18 protein-coding genes are annotated in these 17,400 nt (G+C 62.5%); 5 read left to right on the top strand and 13 right to left on the bottom strand.

Annotated elements, in window-relative coordinates; genetic code table 11:
- Positions 1 to 22: 22 nt before the first annotated feature.
- From RYH70_RS08795 to topA, 10 genes are all read right to left on the bottom strand, one after another.
- On the bottom strand, positions 23 to 745 hold the full coding sequence (locus tag RYH70_RS08795) for a hypothetical protein (RefSeq protein WP_055100748.1): 723 nt from the start codon (positions 743 to 745) through the stop codon (positions 23 to 25).
- Between the two features lie 248 nt (positions 746 to 993).
- A complete protein-coding gene (locus RYH70_RS08790) occupies positions 994 to 1,728 on the bottom strand; it encodes an S-methyl-5'-thioinosine phosphorylase (protein WP_317010086.1) in 735 nt (244 codons plus the stop codon).
- A gap of 9 nt (positions 1,729 to 1,737) precedes the next feature.
- Positions 1,738 to 2,301: a hypoxanthine-guanine phosphoribosyltransferase gene (locus tag RYH70_RS08785; protein WP_022994447.1), complete on the bottom strand. Its 564-nt coding sequence runs from the start codon at positions 2,299 to 2,301 to the stop codon at positions 1,738 to 1,740.
- On the bottom strand, positions 2,285 to 3,445 hold the full coding sequence (locus RYH70_RS08780) for a mechanosensitive ion channel family protein (RefSeq protein ID WP_022994446.1): 1,161 nt from the start codon (positions 3,443 to 3,445) through the stop codon (positions 2,285 to 2,287). Before RYH70_RS08780 ends, RYH70_RS08785 begins: the two co-directional genes overlap by 17 nt.
- Positions 3,442 to 4,464, bottom strand: a complete 1,023-nt coding sequence (gene nagZ / locus RYH70_RS08775; protein WP_055100746.1) for a beta-N-acetylhexosaminidase — start codon at positions 4,462 to 4,464, stop codon at positions 3,442 to 3,444. Before nagZ ends, RYH70_RS08780 begins: the two co-directional genes overlap by 4 nt.
- A gap of 4 nt (positions 4,465 to 4,468) precedes the next feature.
- Positions 4,469 to 4,939: a L,D-transpeptidase gene (locus RYH70_RS08770; RefSeq protein WP_022994444.1), complete on the bottom strand. Its 471-nt coding sequence runs from the start codon at positions 4,937 to 4,939 to the stop codon at positions 4,469 to 4,471.
- Positions 4,940 to 5,169: 230 nt separating this feature from the next.
- A complete protein-coding gene (locus RYH70_RS08765) occupies positions 5,170 to 5,796 on the bottom strand; it encodes a TetR/AcrR family transcriptional regulator (protein ID WP_022994443.1) in 627 nt (208 codons plus the stop codon).
- Positions 5,797 to 5,868: 72 nt separating this feature from the next.
- Positions 5,869 to 6,894, bottom strand: coding sequence for a CNNM domain-containing protein (locus RYH70_RS08760; RefSeq protein ID WP_022994442.1), 1,026 nt, complete (start codon positions 6,892 to 6,894; stop codon positions 5,869 to 5,871).
- 12 nt (positions 6,895 to 6,906) lie between these two features.
- Positions 6,907 to 7,434, bottom strand: coding sequence for a hypothetical protein (locus tag RYH70_RS08755; RefSeq protein WP_022994441.1), 528 nt, complete (start codon positions 7,432 to 7,434; stop codon positions 6,907 to 6,909).
- A gap of 19 nt (positions 7,435 to 7,453) precedes the next feature.
- On the bottom strand, positions 7,454 to 10,162 hold the full coding sequence (gene topA / locus RYH70_RS08750; protein WP_317010085.1) for a type I DNA topoisomerase: 2,709 nt from the start codon (positions 10,160 to 10,162) through the stop codon (positions 7,454 to 7,456).
- Positions 10,163 to 10,469: 307 nt separating this feature from the next.
- On the opposite strand from topA, the gene RYH70_RS08745 reads away from it, so the two are divergent.
- On the top strand, positions 10,470 to 10,928 hold the full coding sequence (locus tag RYH70_RS08745; RefSeq protein WP_022994439.1) for a universal stress protein: 459 nt from the start codon (positions 10,470 to 10,472) through the stop codon (positions 10,926 to 10,928).
- Between the two features lie 72 nt (positions 10,929 to 11,000).
- Here RYH70_RS08745 and RYH70_RS08740 read toward each other — a convergent pair whose 3' ends face one another.
- Positions 11,001 to 11,663, bottom strand: a complete 663-nt coding sequence (locus RYH70_RS08740; protein ID WP_022994438.1) for a cyclic nucleotide-binding domain-containing protein — start codon at positions 11,661 to 11,663, stop codon at positions 11,001 to 11,003.
- Positions 11,664 to 12,004: 341 nt separating this feature from the next.
- On the opposite strand from RYH70_RS08740, the gene lexA reads away from it, so the two are divergent.
- The 3 genes from lexA to RYH70_RS08725 all read left to right on the top strand — a co-directional run bounded on the left by lexA (position 12,005) and on the right by RYH70_RS08725 (position 14,208).
- The gene (gene lexA / locus RYH70_RS08735) at positions 12,005 to 12,619 is read left to right on the top strand and encodes a transcriptional repressor LexA (protein WP_022994437.1); all 615 of its coding nucleotides are present in this window, start codon (positions 12,005 to 12,007) and stop codon (positions 12,617 to 12,619) included.
- Positions 12,620 to 12,982: 363 nt separating this feature from the next.
- Positions 12,983 to 13,381 carry a DUF1499 domain-containing protein gene (locus RYH70_RS08730; RefSeq protein WP_022994436.1) on the top strand — a complete coding sequence of 133 codons (399 nt, stop codon included), beginning with the start codon at positions 12,983 to 12,985 and terminating at the stop codon, positions 13,379 to 13,381.
- On the top strand, positions 13,378 to 14,208 hold the full coding sequence (locus tag RYH70_RS08725) for a TatD family hydrolase (protein ID WP_022994435.1): 831 nt from the start codon (positions 13,378 to 13,380) through the stop codon (positions 14,206 to 14,208). Before RYH70_RS08730 ends, RYH70_RS08725 begins: the two co-directional genes overlap by 4 nt.
- A 99-nt stretch (positions 14,209 to 14,307) precedes the next feature.
- On the opposite strand, the gene RYH70_RS08720 is transcribed toward RYH70_RS08725, so the two are convergent.
- A complete protein-coding gene (locus RYH70_RS08720; protein WP_022994434.1) occupies positions 14,308 to 14,544 on the bottom strand; it encodes a glutaredoxin family protein in 237 nt (78 codons plus the stop codon).
- Positions 14,541 to 16,652, bottom strand: coding sequence for a bifunctional 23S rRNA (guanine(2069)-N(7))-methyltransferase RlmK/23S rRNA (guanine(2445)-N(2))-methyltransferase RlmL (rlmKL, locus tag RYH70_RS08715; RefSeq protein WP_233917583.1), 2,112 nt, complete (start codon positions 16,650 to 16,652; stop codon positions 14,541 to 14,543). Before rlmKL ends, RYH70_RS08720 begins: the two co-directional genes overlap by 4 nt.
- Before the next feature lie 419 nt (positions 16,653 to 17,071).
- Here rlmKL and rmf point away from each other — a divergent pair, with 419 nt between their 5' ends.
- A complete protein-coding gene (gene rmf, locus RYH70_RS08710) occupies positions 17,072 to 17,278 on the top strand; it encodes a ribosome modulation factor (protein ID WP_022994432.1) in 207 nt (68 codons plus the stop codon).
- Positions 17,279 to 17,400 lie beyond the last annotated feature (122 nt).

Here is a 17,400-nt window from a genome sequence, read left to right as displayed (position 1 = left end):
CCGGTGAGACCGGCCCTCCGGGTTACCGATAATAATGAATCGACCAGAAACGGAACGATTTGCCCTGTTTCCCACCCTCCTGTTTTTCACACCATCGTGGAAACGTTTCCTCACGCTCAGTCGACGTGTAATCGCGCCAGGCGGCGAGCAAATCGCGGAAGTAATCCACCTCCCTTCGGCAGGCGGCGCGCTTGTCCTCATTTTCGAGATACGCCAACAAGGACTCGGCCCGGTCCAGGGCCTGCTCCGCCTCGCTTTCCTCGCCAAGGAAACAGGATTCACAGAGATGGTGGGTCTGGAAATCCACCTGATTGAGCTGCTCGCCGAAAAGCGCGCCGAGGCTGATTTCATCCCCTGGGTCCAGTTCATGGGCCCGGCGCGATGCCTCCAGGTCCATCACCAAATAGCCCAGCCACTTCCACGGTATCGGATTGTCCGGTTCGGCGTCCGTCCATTGCTGCAATATGGCTTTCAAGGACATTCGCAGCGGGTGCGGCAGTAACCGATGCACTTCGGCATGCCGATACGACAGCGCGGTCAGCTCCTCGGCGCAAGCGCGCTGTTGCGTCACCGGCCGTGCTTCCATTCCGGTGATGAACTCCCGGGCGGCCGCCAGCGCCGGCTTTCTAAGCCCCTTTTCGGCAAGCAGACAATAACGGCTGAAGGCGGCGAACCCGCTTCGATCAGCGTACTGCTCACCAATCGACTTCAGTCCCTCGAAATTGCTCTGGTTCCAGTAACGCATGTTAGAAACTCGGACATCACGATCCGTGGACCTACTGTGGGAGCTTGCCTGCAAGTGAATGGGATAGGCTCAGGTGTTTGCGATATTCGCTTGCAGGCAAGTTCCTACAGTGGCTCCGTAGCACAAACCGTGGGAGCTAGCCTGCTGGCGAATCCCGACCCTCCAGCGTGGCGCATTCGCTTGCAGGCAAGCTCCCACAGCGGCTTCGTAGCAGCCAAGGATGATGCTGGCAGGACGGCGGCCGCTCCCTACCAATGTTCCGCCAGATCCGCCAGCACCCGGCATACACCGGCCATGCCGTCGTGGATCACCGCTTCAATCTCGGCCATGGTGATCTCCCGGTCGGATTTGCCGGCACCGGGGTTCACCACCAGAGACAGCATGGCATAGGGAATATCCAGTTCCCGGGCCAGAACCGCTTCCGGCATGCCGGTCATGCCCACCACGTCACAGCCGTCGCGCTCCATGCGCAGAATCTCCGCCGCGGTTTCCAACCTCGGCCCCTGAGTGGCGCCATAGCAACCGCCGTCCGTCCAGGCCAGACCGCTGACGGTGAGCCGCTCCTTGAGCGCGGCACGCAGGGCGGCATCAAAGGGCCAGCTGAAATCAACGTGCACCAGAGGCTCCTCCGGATCATCGAACAGCGTCATGTCACGGCCGTGGGTGTAATCAATGATCTGATCCACCAGTACCAGCGCACCGGTGGGCGCCTTGTCGGTGATCCCGCCCACCGCGTTGACGGCGACGATGGCGCTGGCGCCGGCGTCCTTCAGCGCCACCATATTGGCCCGGTAGTTGACCTGGTGTGGCAGCAGCACATGGGGATCCCCGTGGCGGGCCAGGAACAGCACCTCACGACCATTGAGCCGCCCTTCCACCACCGGCGCCGACGGTTCGCCGAAGCGGGTGCTCAGGGTCTGGCTGCCGGTAATGCGCAGGTTGTCCATGCGCGTCAGGCCGGTACCGCCAATGAATGCCAGCATCTCAGTTCCTTATTCTTCCACGGCGAAGATGCCGGGGGCGTTACGCCAATAGCCCTTGTAGTCCATGCCCATGCCGAACAGGTAAAAATCCTCGGCCTCCAGCGCGGTGTAATCAGCCTTCAGACCCGGCCGCGCCTTGCGGTCGTGCACCTTGTCCACCAACACGCAGGTTTTCACGCTGGTGGCCCCCTGGGCGTGGCAGGCATCGACGATCGCCAACAAGGTGGAGCCGACATCGAGAATATCGTCGAGGATGATCACGTCTCGCCCGGACAGGCTGGCACCCGGAGTGACGATCCACTCCACGTCCCCGCCCCGGGTGTCACCCAGATAGCGGGAAGCGTGCAGATAGTCCATTTCCAGCGGAAAATCCAGGCGCGTGAGTAAATGCCCGGCGAAGATCATGCCGCCGTTCATGATGGTGACAAACAGCGGGAAGCGCTCGCTGTAGTCCTCGGTGAGCTGAATCGCCAGTTTGCCGATGGCCGCTTCCACCTGATCCTGGGAGTAGAGCTGGCGCGCGTCGCGGCGCACCTGCATCAATTCCTGTTTTACCTCATCCGCGATGGGCATGTTGTGCCTCCTCGGCCGCCGGCGCCGGTGGGGTGTCCTGTTGATCGTCATCGCTGACCATGTGCAGAGTACGGGTGGGGAAAGCGAACTCGGCGCCATGCTGCTCGACAATCTCCATGATCTTCATCAGCACGTCCTGCTTGATCTCATGGAAACGCACCCAGTTGGTGGTTTTGGTGAAGGTGTAGATAAAGAACTCGATGTGCGATGCCCCATAGGTATCGAAATTAACGATCAGGGTGCGGGCGTCGGTTTCGATGTCATCGTGATCAATGAGCATTTGCCGGACGTCGGCGACAATGGCCGGCATTTTGCGCCAGTCGTTATAGCGAATACCGATTTTTTCATTGATCCGCCGGTTGAACATGCGTGATGGATTCTCCAGCACGATGGTGGTGAACAACGAGTTGGGAATGTACAGCGGCCGCTGATCGAAGGTGCGGATGCGGGTCAGCCGCCAGCCGATGTGTTCCACCGTCCCTTCGATGGTGCGGTCCGGCGAGCGAACCCACTCCCCCACTTTGAAGGGCTTGTCCATGTAAATCATCATGCCGCCGAAGAAGTTGGCAAGCAGGTCCTTGGCGGCGAAGGCCACCGCCATGCCGCCGATACCACCGAAGGCGAGCACCCCGGATACGCTGTAGCCCAGCGCCTGCAGGATGATCAGCAAGGAGGTGATGATCACTGACACTCGCAGCAACTTGGACACCGCCGCCGCGGTGGTGGTGTCCATGGGTTTCTTCATCCGCCCGGGATCGGTCAGATTGTGCTCGACGCCGGTGATCAGGCGGTTGGCGAACATGGCGATGATGGCGATGAACGCCACCCGGCGGACCATGCCCACATGCTCGAACAAGGCGCTTTCGGAAACGTCGTAGAGCATCTCCGCCGCCACCGACAAACCGATCACCCAGGTCACCAGCCGCAACGGCAGGCGCAGGGCCTCAATCAGCACGTCATCCCATTTGCTGGCGGTTTTGTTACCCAGCACGGTGAGGATGTCCAGCACCCGCATCATCACGAAATTCAGCGATACGGTACAAAATACCACCACGAACACCTGCGTCAGCCAGATGATCGTCTGCGTTTCCGGGCCGGGCCACTGGAGCAACAGTTTCCAGTTCAGCAGGGCCTCCCAATTCATGCGCTTTCTCCCGACAATTGTTCAGCAAGGTCACAGGCCCGCTGGCGGCGGACCGGATTCATCGGCCGGCGCGGGCGCGCCCGCAGGGCGCTGGCCGGTACCACTTTCGGCAGTGATTGCTGTTCCAGCCAGGACAGCACCGCCAGGGCACCGGCTCGATCGTTGCACACCAGCACCATGTCGCAGCCGGCGTTCAGCGCCGCCTCCGCCCGCTGCGTGTAATCGCCAGCGGCGGCGGCGCCGGCCATGGTCAGATCATCAGAGAAGATCACGCCGCGGAAGCCCAGTTCCTCGCGCAGCACCTTCTGCAACCAATAGGGGGAAAATCCGGCGGGCTGGGCATCCATGGCCGGATAGCGCACATGGGCCGGCATGATGCCGTCCAGGCGCGGCGCCAGCGCCCGGAACGGGGCCAGATCGGCGGCCATCTCGGACAGCGAGCGCGGGTCCTCGGGTAATTCCAGGTGGGAGTCCGCCTGGACGTGACCGTGGCCGGGGAAGTGCTTGCCGGTGGCGCTCATGCCGGCCCGCTGCATACCATCCAGAAAGGCATCCGCCAGGGTGATCAGCACGTCGACGTTGTCGCTGAAGCTACGATTTCCGATCACCGTGCTGCGGCCATAATCCAGATCCAGCACCGGCGCGAAGCTGATGTCGATGTCCACGGCGCGGACTTCGTCCGCCATCAGCTCGCCGAGCAGCTCCGCTGCCTCACGACCGGCCCCGGGGTCCTGCTGATAACGCCGCCCCAGCGTGCCCATGGCCGGCAACCGGGTAAACCCCTCGCGCAGGCGTTGCACCCGCCCGCCTTCCTGGTCCACGGCGATCAGCAATTCCGGCCGCAGCGCCCGCATGGACGCCACCAGATCACGTACTTGCAGCGGGTCCTGATAATTGCGGCTGAACAAAATCACCCCGCCAACGGCGGGATGAACGAGTAAATCGCGCTCCTCACTGGTGAGCGCGACGCCTTCCAGATCCAGCATCAGCAGAGGCTGGGTGTTATTGGCCTGATTCATGTGATTACTCGGTGATGGAGACCGCGCACCCCAAGGGCACGCGGTCGAACAAATCGATGACGTCGGCGTTACGCATGCGGATACAACCGTGGGAGGCGGGCTGCCCCATGGGCTCGTGGTCCGGCGTGCCGTGAATATAAATAAAGCGCCGGAAACTATCCACGTCGCCGCCCTGGTTTTTACCTGCTTCCAGACCACCGAGCCAGAGGATGCGGCTTAGAATCCAGTCCCGTTCCGGTTCCGCCGCGGCCCGTTCCGGTGTCAGGATCTCGCCGCTGAAGCGGCGTCCGCGAAACACCGCGCCCACGGGAAGCCCCTCGCCGATACGGGCACGCACCAGATGTTCCCCACGGGGCGTGCCGTTACTGCCGCTGCGCTCATCGGCACCGACCGCCGCGGTGGAAACCGGATAACGACGCTGGCCGGCGCCATCGAGGGTCAGGGTCTGATCGGCAAGGGAAATAGTGATGTGCATAGGACCAAGGGAAAGTTGACAGTTGATAGTGGACAGTTGACAGCGAAAGACGAAAAACAAAAACCAGTGATCTTCAGCCGCTGTGGGAGCTTGCTTGCAAGCGAATGAGGTTCGCTCGGACGTTTAGCGATATTCGCTTGCAAGCAAGCTCCCACAGCGGCTAGAGCTCAGACTGTTTTGATTTTCGGTTTTAACTGTCAACTATCAACTGTCAACTATCAACTGTCTTTTCAGTTGCCTTTTATCCCGCCAACCACGAAGGGCAGCAGGTGCTGGGCGATGTCGCTGGCGGACACCGAGCGGTTGAAGTCCTTCTTGCTGATCGTCTGCAGGGATTCCATGCCGGAGAGCGTGAAGATCACCGCGCCAAGGCTGAAGTGCACGCGCCAGAACAGCTCCACCGGCGGCACATCCGGCGCGGTGCGGCGCAGTAAGGTGGTGAACTGGTTGAAGACATCGCCGTAGTGCTTGCGCAGATAGGCGCGCAGATGATCCTGGGGCTGGCTGTAGGCCTGGCCGGCGAGGCGAAAGAAGACCATGGCACGGCGCGGCTCCTCGGTGCCGGAGCCCAATGCCAGCCGCGATGCCACGGTCAGCAGCCGTTCCAGACTGAGCGGGCCGTCGTCCAGCTCCAGTTCCCGCAGTTTCACCGACAATGCCTGGCAGAACGGCGTCAGATAGCGCTCGAACACCGCCTGGATCAGCGCTTCCTTCGAGCCGAAATGGTAGTTCACCGCCGCCAGATTGACACCGGCCTTGCCGGTAATGGCACGCAGGCTGGTTTCCGCGAAGCCCTTCTGGGCAAACAGCACTTCCGCCGTATCGAGGATGCGGCGAACGGTATCGGATTGGGACATGGGGAACCTGCCAGGCTGGGAGCAAACGTTTGAAACATACGTTTGGCGGCGATCACCGTCAAGCAGACGCCGTTATTCCGGGGCCCCCTTGCGTTTGAGTTTGCGGCTCCAGCGCTGGCGGGCATAGTGGCGCAGATTGGCTACATTATCGGTTTCATCCATGATTTCCTGGCCGAGGATGGTTTCAATGATGTCTTCCATGGTGACCAGGCCCACCCAGGTCCCGAGGTCGTCGTAGACCAGGCCCAGGTGTTGCCGGTCACGCAGCATCTCACCAAACACCACCTCGATATTGGTGTCGGTGCGGAACAAGGCCATGGCACGGGCCAGCTCACCCACGGTGCGCTCATCCTCCACTTCCAGCAGATCGCTTTTGTGCACATAGCCGAGTGCTTCATCCTTGTCATTCAGCACCGGATAGCGGGAAAAAGGCGTGGACACCAGGTGATGGCGCACTTCCGCCACGGTCTGTTCCGGGCGCAGCGATTCCACCACCGTGCGCGGGGTCATCACCTTGTCGACCCTGATTTCATGGAGACTGAGAATATTGGCGATGACCCGGCGCTCGCCCTCATCCAGCGCCTGCTGCTCGTGGCCGATGGACGCCATTGCCTTCAACTCCGCCCGGATGTCGGTATCCGGCTCGCCATCACCGATCTGCCGGGTGATCATTTTCGATAACCACACGAACGGCTTGAGCACCCAGATCATGACATTGAGCACTGGCGGCAGTAGCGGCGCCAGGGCGCGCCAGAATTTGGCGCCGATGGTCTTCGGAATAATCTCGGAGACGATCAGGATGGCCAGGGTCATGACCGCCGAGGCCACGCCCAGCCAGGTTTCCCCGAACAGCACCGCCACCTGGGCGCCGACCCCGGTGGCGCCGGCGGTATGAGCGATGGTATTGAGGGTGAGAATGGCCGCCAGCGGGTCGTCGATATCCTCCTTGAGGTGCCGCAGGCGTTCAAACAGCTTGGGTTTGTCGTCCTTGAGACCGGCGATGTAGCTGGGCGTGATGGACAGCAGGGCGGCTTCCAGAATCGAGCAGAGGAACGAAAACCCCAAAGCGACGGCGGCGAAGATGATCAGTAACAGCATGACGTTCCCCGCTTACCATTCGTCCATATAAGTACCGAACAAACCGAGCAGTTCCTCCACCCGGTTGGCCGCCTCTTGCAAACGCTCCAGATCACCATCGGCCAAGGGCGCATAAGGATCCTCGGCGCGCAGAGCCAGGGCGTTGGTATCACCGGGAGGCGTGGCCCGGCGCGCCAGACCGGCGGCGCCCACCGCCGCGCGCAGCTCCAGATCCAGCCAGCATACCGGATCGGAGCGATCCTGCCGCGCCTGGATCAGCAGTTGCATTTCCGGGGCGTGGACGTCGCTATCGGCGAAGGCCCGCTCCAGGGCAGCGAGGCTGATCAGGTCATCGTAACCGGGCACTTGGTAGGACTTGGCGGACTGCCGCGCCATACCCACCAGCACCGAATAGAGATGAAACACCACCGCGCCACGCAGCGCCAGACGGTGCCCCATCGGACTCCCGGCCTCGGCCCGCAGTGTCTTGAGCAGGTCGCGGGCGAAAAACAACCGCTCACGCAGACCGCTGATTTCGTTTTCCCGCACCATTCGGGACATGGTTATCTCCGGCTATGGTTCATGACCGGCGAGCGGCGGTTTTCTTCTTCGCCGCCGCCTTTTTCTTCGGTGCGGCTTTCTTTTCTTCCACTTCCCACTTGCCGTCCCGGTAGAAGGCGTACCAGCCGGTGGGCTTACCCTCTTCCTCGGTCATCACATACTGCTCCTTGGCCTTGCGGCTGTAGCGCAGTATCGCCTTGCGGCCCTCGGAATCCTCGCCGGGGGCTTGCGCGAGGTAACGGTGTTTGGGATCCAGTTGCTCCGCCACGGACTGGATCTCCTCCACCAGCGGCGCCCGCGTTTCCCGGTTCTTGGGGAACTTGCTGGCGGCCAGGAACAGGCCGGAAGCACCGTCACGCAGCAGGTAATGATCATCCACTTTTTCGCACTTGAGATGCGGCATGGGGATCGGATCGGCGCGGGGCGGCGCCGGCTCGCCGTTCTTCAGCAGCTTGCGGGTGTTGCCGCAGTCATCGTTGGTGCACTTGAAGAACTTGCCGAAACGGCCGGTGCGCAGCTGCATCTCGCTACCGCACTTTTCACACTCCAGGGTCGGGCCATCGTAGCCCTTGATTCGGAACTCGCCCTGCTCCACCACGTAGCCGTCGCAATCCGGGTTGTTACCACAGACATGCAACTTGCGTTTCTCGTCGATGAGGAAGGATTCCATCGCCGTGCCGCATTTCGGGCAACGCTTCTTGCGGCGCAGCTCCTGGGTTTCCGCCTCATCATCGTCGGCCCGCACCGCCTCCTCGCCAGGAAGCAGATTGAGCGTGGCGGTACAGCGCTCCTTGGGCGGCAGGCTATAACCGGAGCAGCCCAGGAAGACACCGGTGGAGCCGGTACGGATCTGCATCGGACGGCCACAGGTGGGACAGGCGATGTCGGTGTCCGTGGGCAGATTGGCGCGCATGCCGCCCTTGGCCTGCTTGCCACTGCCCTCGCCTTGGGCGGCTTCCAGCTTGGCCTGAAAATCCTGGTAGAAATCGTTGAGCACATCGCGCCAGTGGCGTTTGCCCTCGGCGATTTCGTCGAGGGTTTCCTCCATCCGCGCGGTGAAGTTGTAATCCATCAGATTGGGGAAGCTTTCCACCAGGCGATCGGTGACGATGTCGCCCATCTTCTCCGCGTAAAAGCGGCGGTTTTCCTGCCGCACATAACCGCGATCCTGAATCGTGGAAATGATCGAGGCGTAGGTGGACGGCCGGCCGATACCGCGCTTTTCCAATTCCTTGACCAGACTGGCCTCGGTGTAACGGGCCGGCGGCTTGGTGAAATGCTGGGTCGCATCCACCTCATCGATGACCAGCACGTCGCCCTGCTTGAGATCCGGCAGGACCGTGTCTTCCTGCCCCTTGCGCGCCGCCGGCGGCAGGATCCGGGTCCAGCCGTCGAACTTCATGATGCGGCCCTTGGCCTTGAGTTCATAGCCGTCCGCCTCGGCGGTCAGCGTGGTGCTCAGGTATTCCGCCGGCGGCATCTGGCAGGCGATGAACTGGCGGCGGATCAGCTCGTAAAGGCGCTGGGCGTCGCGCTCCATGTCCTTGAGCGACTCGGAGGTGCGATTGACGTCGGAAGGCCGGATCGCCTCGTGGGCCTCCTGGGCGCCTTCCTTGCTGGAATAGGACAGCGGTTTCGCCGGCAGATATTTCTCGCCCAGCTTGTCATCGATCCAGGCCCGGCACGCCGTCACCGCGTCCGCGCTGAGGTTGGTGGAATCGGTACGCATGTAGGTGATATGGCCGGCCTCGTAGAGGCGCTGGGCCATCATCATGGTTTTCTTTACCCCGAAGCCCAGACGGGTACTCGCCGCCTGCTGCAGAGTGGAGGTAATGAACGGCGCCGAGGGTTTGGACCGGGTCGGCCGCTCCTCGCGCTGGGAGATGGTCAGCTGGCCGGCGCGGCGCAGTGCCTCGCGGTGGCGCTCCGCGTCCTCTCCGTTGTTCGGCCGGAAGTTTTCACCCTGGTAACGGGCCACCTGCAGACGCAGCTGGTCCGCTTGCTGCTTGCTGTCGTGGGTGTCGGCGTGCAGCTCCCAGAACTCCTCCGGGGTGAAGGCGCGGATTTCCCGCTCGCGCTCCACCACCAGCTCCACCGCCACCGACTGAACCCGGCCGGCGGACAGGCCGCGGGCGATCTTTTCCCACAGCAGCGGTGAGATCATGAACCCCACCACCCGATCGAGGAAACGGCGTGCCTGCTGGGCTTCCACCCGGCTCATATCCAGCTTGCCCGGTTCCTGGAACGCGGCCTGGATCGCCTTCTTGGTGATCTCGTTGAACACCACCCGGTCGAAACGCTCGTCGTCGCCGCCGATCACCTCACGCAGGTGCCAGGCAATGGCCTCCCCTTCGCGGTCCAAGTCAGTGGCGAGATAGATGCGCTCGGCCTTGGCGGCCAGACGCTTGAGTTCATCGATGACCTTTTCCTTGCCGGGCAGGATCTCGTAGTGCGCCTTCCAACCGTGCTCCGGGTCCACCCCCATGCGGTTGATCAGTTGAGACCGCGCTTTCTTCTTTTTATAAGCCTCGCGTTCTTCCTTGGGCAGCGAACGGGTATAGGCCGCCTCCTTGGCCCGTTCCTGGGGCGTGGACTTCTTGCCGCCGCCGCTGACCGGCAGATCGCGCACGTGGCCCACGCTGGACTTGACGATGAAGTCATCGCCCAAATAGCGGTTAATGGTTTTCGCCTTGGCCGGCGACTCCACAATTACCAGGGACTTACCCATTACGTTCGTCACCCACAACTGAATTACCGAGAAGTCGGTCGATCCGGCCTTCCCCGGCCGGATACGATGTCCAGACCCCGTTTCCGGGGTCCTCAGGGGCGCCTATTTAGACAGCGGCGCTAACGTCCGGTCAAGCTTCGGGGTGGCACAATCCCTTTTTGACGCCTCCCCGAGGGCCTGCCCATGGCCTTCGGAGAACCATGCCGGCCCAGGCGGGATCGGCCGCCGGGCGGGCCTTGATCAGCATCAATCGACCGCTTCCCGGGAGCGGGCTATACTCGGTGAAAAGCGTTCGAGGGAGACCGCCGTGACTGCTCCGTATCAAAGAATTCTTGTCGCCATCGATTGCAGTGACGAGTCCGCCGACATCCTCTGCCGTGCCGCCGGGGTGCTGGAAGGTAATGCCACCGGCGAGTTGCATCTGATTCATGTGATCGAGCCGCTGGCGCTGGCCTATGGCGCGGATGTGCCCATGGACGTCACCGACCTGCAAAGCGGGCTGGTCAAGCAGGCCCGCGAAACCGCCCTGGAATACGCTCGCCAGTACCAGATCGGCGAGGATCGCATCCACGTTGAGCTGGGTTCCATCGAAAAGACCATCGTCGACAAGGCCGATGCGCTGGGCGTGGATCTGATCGTGGTGGGCAGCCACACCCGCAGCGGCCTGGCTCTGCTGCTGGGCTCCACCGCCCGCGGCTTGGTGCCCGGAGCCCATTGCGACGTGCTGGCGGTGAAAGTCCAGCGCAAGGACAAGAAAGCGGACTGAGGGCACCGGCCCAGCCCAACCAATCCGCGCCTTGTGCAGATCGCCCGGCCAGCAGCCGGCCGGGGTGAGCCGTCACGTCATCGCCGGCCCGGCACGGGGGTGATCGTTCCAGCGGCATAACAGCGCCGCCAGCGCCCGCGCCTGTTCACGCAGTGCCGCCAGTTCCTGCGCGGTTCCCTTCTCGCCCTGATAAACCGGGATCTTGCGCAGAGCCGCCTCCAGTTCCGCGTCCGGCGCCGCCAGGCGCTGCACCTCCACCGCCCAGCGAATCTGATGCACCAGCATGTGAAACAGCGCCAGGCGGGTTGCAAGACTGAATAACGCCACCCGCGGCTGATCGAAATCGGCGAACGACAAGCGCGCCAGCACCGCTGGTTTCGCCTGGTCTTCCTCCGCCACTTTTTCCGCCACCTTCAAGGTGGCGCTGCGCGGCGTCGCCAGCAGCAGGGACAAAGCGCCAAACACCTCCCCCGGCGACACCCGGTACACCACGGGTGGCGGCGTGCCCTCGCCAAGCACCCACAGCTCTCCACGCAGCAAAAAATAAAGCCCGCTGGCCTCGGCCCCGGCCCGAATCACCACCTCGCCCGGCGCGGCTTCAAGAATCCGGGTCCCGGCCAGCAGCAAGGCTCGCTGGTCGGCATCGTCGCGGGATACTTCATTGAAAAACGGCACGCCGGAAAGTAATGACTCCACCCGCGCCTGCTGAGAACGTTGCCACTCGGCTTGCTTCATTTCCCCCCCAATCCACGGCAGCCTCACCATTCGCTGAAAGGCTGCTGCGGGAGCTTGCCCTGCAAGCTAATTCCCGGAATGCAGCGCTATTCGCTTGCACGGCAAGCTCCTACAGCGGCTCCATGGCCCCTCCGCGGGAAGCTGTCTTGGCAGCGAATACAACGCCACGACGCCGCCTTCCCCCCCGGGAAGCGCCGAGCGCATAGCCTAGCCGGGATGGCCGCGCAAGGCGAGCGAAGAGCACCTCGCAACAACATTGGAATGACAAAAACACTGGACATATTGTACTGTTCGTATTATCAGTATGCCATTCCCGTTGTGGCGACCCACAGGAGACCGACATGAGCAGCAAACTGACCCTCCGCCAGCAGCAGGTGCTGGATTGCATCCGTGATTCACAGGCGGACACCGGCATGGCCCCCACCCGGGCGGAAATCGCCGAAAGAATGGGGTTCCAGTCCAAGAACGCCGCCTCCGATCACCTGCGGGCACTGGAGCGTAAAGGCTATATCCGCCTGCACAGCGACCGCTCCCGCGGCATTCAGCTCCTGGAGTCGGCCCTCGGCGACGAGGATGAATTACCGGTGGTGGGCAAGGTGGCCGCCGGCACCCCGATCGAGGCGGTGGAAAACGTGCAGCGCACGGTACCGGTGCCACGTGGATTGTTTCGCCAGCGGCCCACCTATCTGCTCCAGGTGCAGGGCGACAGCATGATCGACGCCGGCATCTTCGACGGCGATCTGATCGCCGTGCGCAAGAGTGAAACGGCCCGTTCCGGTGAAATCGTGGTGGCCCGCATCGGCGAGGAAGTGACGGTGAAAACGTTGCGGCTGAACAAATCCGATGCCACCTTGCTGCCGGCCAACGAAGACTACGAACCGATTCAGGTGCCCGCGGATCAGTTGATCATCGAAGGTGTGTTCGTCGGCCTGATCCGCGATCCGAACGCGCATTAAGAGCCATTCGCCGCCCCCGAAGAGACAAAATGCGTTAGTGCCAGTTAGACTACGCACGCATTTGCGTTTTCTCCATGGCGCCCGTGGTCCTGTTGTCGCCACATTGATGGCCAGGGAATGAAAGGCCACGACCTTCCGTAGACGCCATGGAGACACCCTGAGACGTACCCTGAGACAGAGTTTCCATGAACAGGACGGTCAGGACCAAGGATAAACAGTGATAACGGCGACATCAGTCGACGTGCCAGGGAGGGTCGGGCATCCCAGCGGATGCCAAGCGCCGGGGGCGCATCACGGGTTCTCTCACGGCATGCCCGCCGTGTTCTCTGTGCCTGTGGTTTGTTATTGCTGAGTAGCTTTGCCATGAACGACACCCGTTTGCTAGCACCCTGCCCGTCCTCACCCAATTGCGTGTCCAGCCTGGCCACGGATGAACGGCACCGGGTGGCGCCTCTTCCCGGCTACGCCGACCGTGCCGGCAGTCTGAAACTGCTGCGCGAAGTGCTGGCCACCCTGCCCCGTGTCAGTTTCGAACAGGTAGGGCCGGCACGCTTGCAGGCACGCTTCACCAGCCGCGTGCTTCGCTTCGTTGATGACGTCACTTTCTATGTGCACGAGAATGGCGGTATTGAAGTGCGCTCCGCCTCGCGGGTCGGATACTACGATTTCGGCGCCAACCGGCGCCGGGTGGAGGATCTGCGTGAGCGGCTTGAGGAACGGCTGGGCGGCCTGACACCGGTTCAGGGGCAAGGCGCCGGATGAGTATGCCTGACCCCAGTGCGTGTGAATGGGCGGACATCGGTGTCAACCTCACCGACCGCCAGTTCGCCGACGACCGTGAAGCGGTACTGCAACGGGCCCGGCGGGCCGGCGTCAGCCGCCTGCTGCTGACCGGCACCAACGTCGAGGAATCCCGGCAAGCACTGGCGCTGTGCCAACGCTACCCCGATCAGGGCCTGCTCTGTACCGCCGGCCTGCATCCGCATAGTGCCCGCTTCTGTAACGACGGGATTCTGTCGGAATTACGGGAACTGCTGGGGCAACCGGCGGTGGCGGCGGCTGGTGAGATGGGGCTGGATTTTAATCGGGATTTCTCCCCGCGCCCGGATCAGGAAAAAGCGTTCGAAGCGCAACTGGCGCTGGCCGCCGGGTTGAACAAACCGGTGTTTTTACATCAGCGGGACGCCCATGATCGCTTCCTGCCCATGCTCAAGGCCTGGCGGGACCGGTTACCCTCTGTGGTGGTGCACTGTTTCACTGATCAGCGCCGCCCCCTGTTCGACTACCTGGACCTGGATTGCTTCATCGGCATCACCGGCTGGATCTGCGACGAACGACGCGGCCGCGAGCTGGCCGAACTGGTACCGCATATTCCCGGCAACCGGCTGCTGCTGGAAACCGACGCCCCTTACCTGCTGCCAAGGGATTTACCGGAACCTCCGGCAAAGAAACGCCGCAATGAACCCTGCCTGCTCCCCTGGATCGGCGAACGGGTGGCGGCCCTGCGAGGCGAAACGACGCAAGCCCTGGCCCAGCAAACCCTGGCCAATACTCTGGCGTTTTTGCAGCGGGATTGGCCGGCGGCCTAGTAGCCGCCGTGGGGGCTTAAATCAAAATCCAATTCGCTTGCAAGGCAAGCTCCTGCAGCGGCCTTGTAGCACTCTCCGAATTCATCTCTCCAAGTCCCCTCAGGCCAGCCGTTCCCCCATCAGAAACGCGCGCACGTCCAGCAGTCCGAATGGCCAGGCCAATTCCTGCTCACCCCGACGCAAGACCGGAATACGCTCACCGTACCGGGCGATCAGATCGTCGTCCTCGGCGATGTCGACGGCCTCGATAGCCAGCAGCGGGTCCACGGTCAAGAGCATATCCCGGGCCCGCTCGCACAAATGGCATCCCAAGGTGGTGTAAAGCGTGACGGTCATGGTGTCTCCCCGTGACGGATGGCGAAGCAATGGTGCAGTCCGTGGCGGCGAAAGTCCTCCGGGGTGCTCCATTGGGTAAGGTCTTCCACCTGGTACCAGCGGCGAATACTTTCATCCAGTTCGAAACGGCGGAAGTTGCAGGAGAAGTACAGGACACCGCCGGGCTCGAGCCGTTTGAGAATACGGCGGATCAATTCACCGTGATGCTCCTGGACCACGAAATCCTGGCGGCTTTTGTTATTTGAGAATGTGGGCGGATCACAGAACACCACATCGAACTGTTCGCGGCAGGTTTCCAGCCAGCTCATTACATCCGCCCGCTCGAGCGGGTGAGCGTCACTGGAAAAACCATTCAAGGCCAGGTTGCAGGCGGCCCAGTCCAGATAACGGCGCGAGGCATCCACCGTCACCACCCGGCGAGCGCCGCCCACCAGAGCGTGAACACTGGCGGCGCCGGTGTAGGCGAACAGATTCAGGACGCGCTTGCCGGCGGACTCCTGCGCCAAGCGCAGCCGCATCGGCCGATGATCCAGGAACAGGCCGGTATCCAAATAGTCATTGAGATTCACCAGAAGATGGGCACGTCCTTCGCGCACCACCTTGTATTGGCCCCGGCTGTCCAGCTTTTGATATTGGCGGTGCCCCTTCTGCCGCTCGCGGGTGCGCAGATGAACCTGCTCCCGGTGTACCGCCAGCGCCGAACGCACCGCGCTCACCGCCCACTGGCGGCGCTCCTTGGCTTTATCCGGGTCGATGGAGGACGGCGCCTTGAACTCCTGCACCAGCGCCTGGTCGCCGTAGATATCCACCGCCACGTTGAACTCCGGCAGATCACGGTCATAGAGTCGGTACGACTGGATATCCTCACGTTCCAGCCAGCGGCGCAGGTGCTTGCCGTTCTTGCGCAGCCGGTTCAGCAGCGGCATCGCCCCTTCCGGCGGCGCGAAGCCAGGCTCCGGTGCCACCCGCAGCGGCGCTTCCGGCACCGGCGGCCGTGGCCGGTAGACGCGGATATAGTTCTTCAGCGGCCCGTTTAGCAAGCGGTGCTGGCTTTGTAGTTCCATGCCGCAACGATCCAGGGTGGTGACATCAGTGCCCAGCAACACCGCGGTCCAGTTGAGCGCCCTTTGCCCCATCAGGCGGCCAAGGCCGGCGTGCAGCCAGGCGGAACGCTCGCGCTCCTCCAGACGCTCGCCCCAGGGCGGGTTGGTCACCAGCAGTCCGGTGTCGCCCAGATCCCGCTGGCGCAGGGCACCCAGCTCGCGCCGCTCCAGGTGCAGCAAGCGCCGCACCCCGGCTCGCTCGGCGTTATCCATGGCGTACTGGATGGCCCGGTTATCCACGTCGAAGCCCTTCAGCGGCGGCAACGACGGCACCTTCCGCAAGGTGGCGGCGGCCTCTTCGCGCAGCCCTTCCCACAGCGCCCGCCGGCATCCGCGCCAGGCCATGAATCCGTAGTCCTGACGCAAGGCGCCGGGCGCCACGCCGCCGGCCATCCAGGCCGCTTCGATCAGCAGGGTGCCGCTACCGCAAAACGGATCCAGCAACATCGAGGGGCGGTCCTGGCGATGCCAACCGCCGGCTCTCAGTACGCCCGCAGCCAGATTCTCGCGCAGCGGCGCCCGGCCACCGGCCAGACGATAGCCGCGCCGATGCAGCGGCGTGCCGGCCAGATCCAGCCACAGGTGAGCCTGATCCTCGTCCAAACGCCCGCGGACGCAACACGCTCCCAGTTCACTGTCCGAAACACGCAGCGACGGAGGCAGCGCCCGCGCCAGCCGCCGGGTGCTGATACGGTTGTCACCGCGCACGCCCTTGCCGTGCTCCAGATTGAGAAACAAGGGCGCGCCGGCCGCCACCAGGGCTGGCCAGTCCAGCGCCGCCGCCAACGCTTCCGGGGCTTCTTCCGCGCTGATCTCCAGAGTCACCAGCGGCAGCAGCACACGCTCCGCCAGACGCGACCACAGGCACACCCGCAAGCCGTCTTCCTGGCGCCCATCGATGATGACATGGGCGTTACCGGTCTCTGTTACGGATATGCCCAGCTCCACCAGTTCCTCGGCCAGCAGCGGGGCCAGGCCCGGCAGGCAAGTGGTCACGAACTCCATGGGGAATGCCTCATCGGTGTCTGCACGAATTGATGTCTCGAAGCAATTATCAGCTAAATCAAGGAGATAGGCGAACTTTCACGAAACCGTCAAATATGCGGCATCCGTTTAACCACGCCGTCACATATTGCCGTTCGTTATTCGACACGGGCAGCCCCCTTTCCCATACTCGAAGAACGGCTTGCGCGATAATGGACGCGGGCCAAGGCACTACCAATACCTGATCACTCGTGTTCGCCACCGGCATCACGGGCCTTTGAGCCAGGGAGAAAGACCCGGAACAACAATCCGGGGAGACAAAGGGCTCGCCCGCCCCGCCGGAGGAGATTCCGTATGGAATTCAGGGCGGCGCATTGTGACACAGAGAAGATCAGCAGGATATTCCCAGTCACTACGATGAAGGAAAGAGGAAAGTGTCCATGAAAAGACAGAAACGGAGTCGTGAGGAGCGGGCCTACAGCCGCGGATACCAGGCCGGTTACAAAGGAAAATCCAAAGACTTTTGTCCCTTCGACGCTTTGCAGGCCCGCAGCAGCTGGCTGAACGGATGGCGCGAAGGGCGCGTTGATCAATTACATGGCCTGGTGGGTGTCGCCGGCATCCACAACCTCAAGGATCTCCGCTGAAGAAAAGGGGGAAATGAACCGGATATGATGAACCGATAAAGCAACCCGTTCTCCACAGCGCCGGCACTCTTGGTGCCGACCCCATAGGGCCCCACCCGGGCCCTTTTCTTTAGAGCCTGTTC

The sequence above is a fragment of the Alloalcanivorax xenomutans genome (assembly GCF_032810065.1).
Classification (GTDB): domain Bacteria; phylum Pseudomonadota; class Gammaproteobacteria; order Pseudomonadales; family Alcanivoracaceae; genus Alloalcanivorax; species Alloalcanivorax xenomutans.
Note: the sequence above shows the minus strand (reverse complement) of the source record. Positions and strands in the feature narration are given on the sequence as shown.

Bases quoted from the DNA above. Each gene is read 5' to 3' on its own strand.
- RYH70_RS08795 (WP_055100748.1), bottom strand. From the start codon at position 745: ATGCGTTACTGGAACCAGAGCAATTTCGAGGGACTGAAGTCGATTGGT.
- RYH70_RS08790 (WP_317010086.1), bottom strand. From the start codon at position 1,728: ATGCTGGCATTCATTGGCGGTACCGGCCTGACGCGCATGGACAACCTG.
- RYH70_RS08785 (WP_022994447.1), bottom strand. From the start codon at position 2,301: ATGCCCATCGCGGATGAGGTAAAACAGGAATTGATGCAGGTGCGCCGC.
- RYH70_RS08780 (WP_022994446.1), bottom strand. From the start codon at position 3,445: ATGAATTGGGAGGCCCTGCTGAACTGGAAACTGTTGCTCCAGTGGCCC.
- nagZ (WP_055100746.1), bottom strand. From the start codon at position 4,464: ATGAATCAGGCCAATAACACCCAGCCTCTGCTGATGCTGGATCTGGAA.
- RYH70_RS08770 (WP_022994444.1), bottom strand. From the start codon at position 4,939: ATGCACATCACTATTTCCCTTGCCGATCAGACCCTGACCCTCGATGGC.
- RYH70_RS08765 (WP_022994443.1), bottom strand. From the start codon at position 5,796: ATGTCCCAATCCGATACCGTTCGCCGCATCCTCGATACGGCGGAAGTG.
- RYH70_RS08760 (WP_022994442.1), bottom strand. From the start codon at position 6,894: ATGCTGTTACTGATCATCTTCGCCGCCGTCGCTTTGGGGTTTTCGTTC.
- RYH70_RS08755 (WP_022994441.1), bottom strand. From the start codon at position 7,434: ATGTCCCGAATGGTGCGGGAAAACGAAATCAGCGGTCTGCGTGAGCGG.
- topA (WP_317010085.1), bottom strand. From the start codon at position 10,162: ATGGGTAAGTCCCTGGTAATTGTGGAGTCGCCGGCCAAGGCGAAAACC.
- RYH70_RS08740 (WP_022994438.1), bottom strand. From the start codon at position 11,663: ATGAAGCAAGCCGAGTGGCAACGTTCTCAGCAGGCGCGGGTGGAGTCA.
- lexA (WP_022994437.1), top strand. From the start codon at position 12,005: ATGAGCAGCAAACTGACCCTCCGCCAGCAGCAGGTGCTGGATTGCATC.
- RYH70_RS08730 (WP_022994436.1), top strand. From the start codon at position 12,983: ATGAACGACACCCGTTTGCTAGCACCCTGCCCGTCCTCACCCAATTGC.
- RYH70_RS08725 (WP_022994435.1), top strand. From the start codon at position 13,378: ATGAGTATGCCTGACCCCAGTGCGTGTGAATGGGCGGACATCGGTGTC.
- RYH70_RS08720 (WP_022994434.1), bottom strand. From the start codon at position 14,544: ATGACCGTCACGCTTTACACCACCTTGGGATGCCATTTGTGCGAGCGG.
- rlmKL (WP_233917583.1), bottom strand. From the start codon at position 16,652: ATGGAGTTCGTGACCACTTGCCTGCCGGGCCTGGCCCCGCTGCTGGCC.
- rmf (WP_022994432.1), top strand. From the start codon at position 17,072: ATGAAAAGACAGAAACGGAGTCGTGAGGAGCGGGCCTACAGCCGCGGA.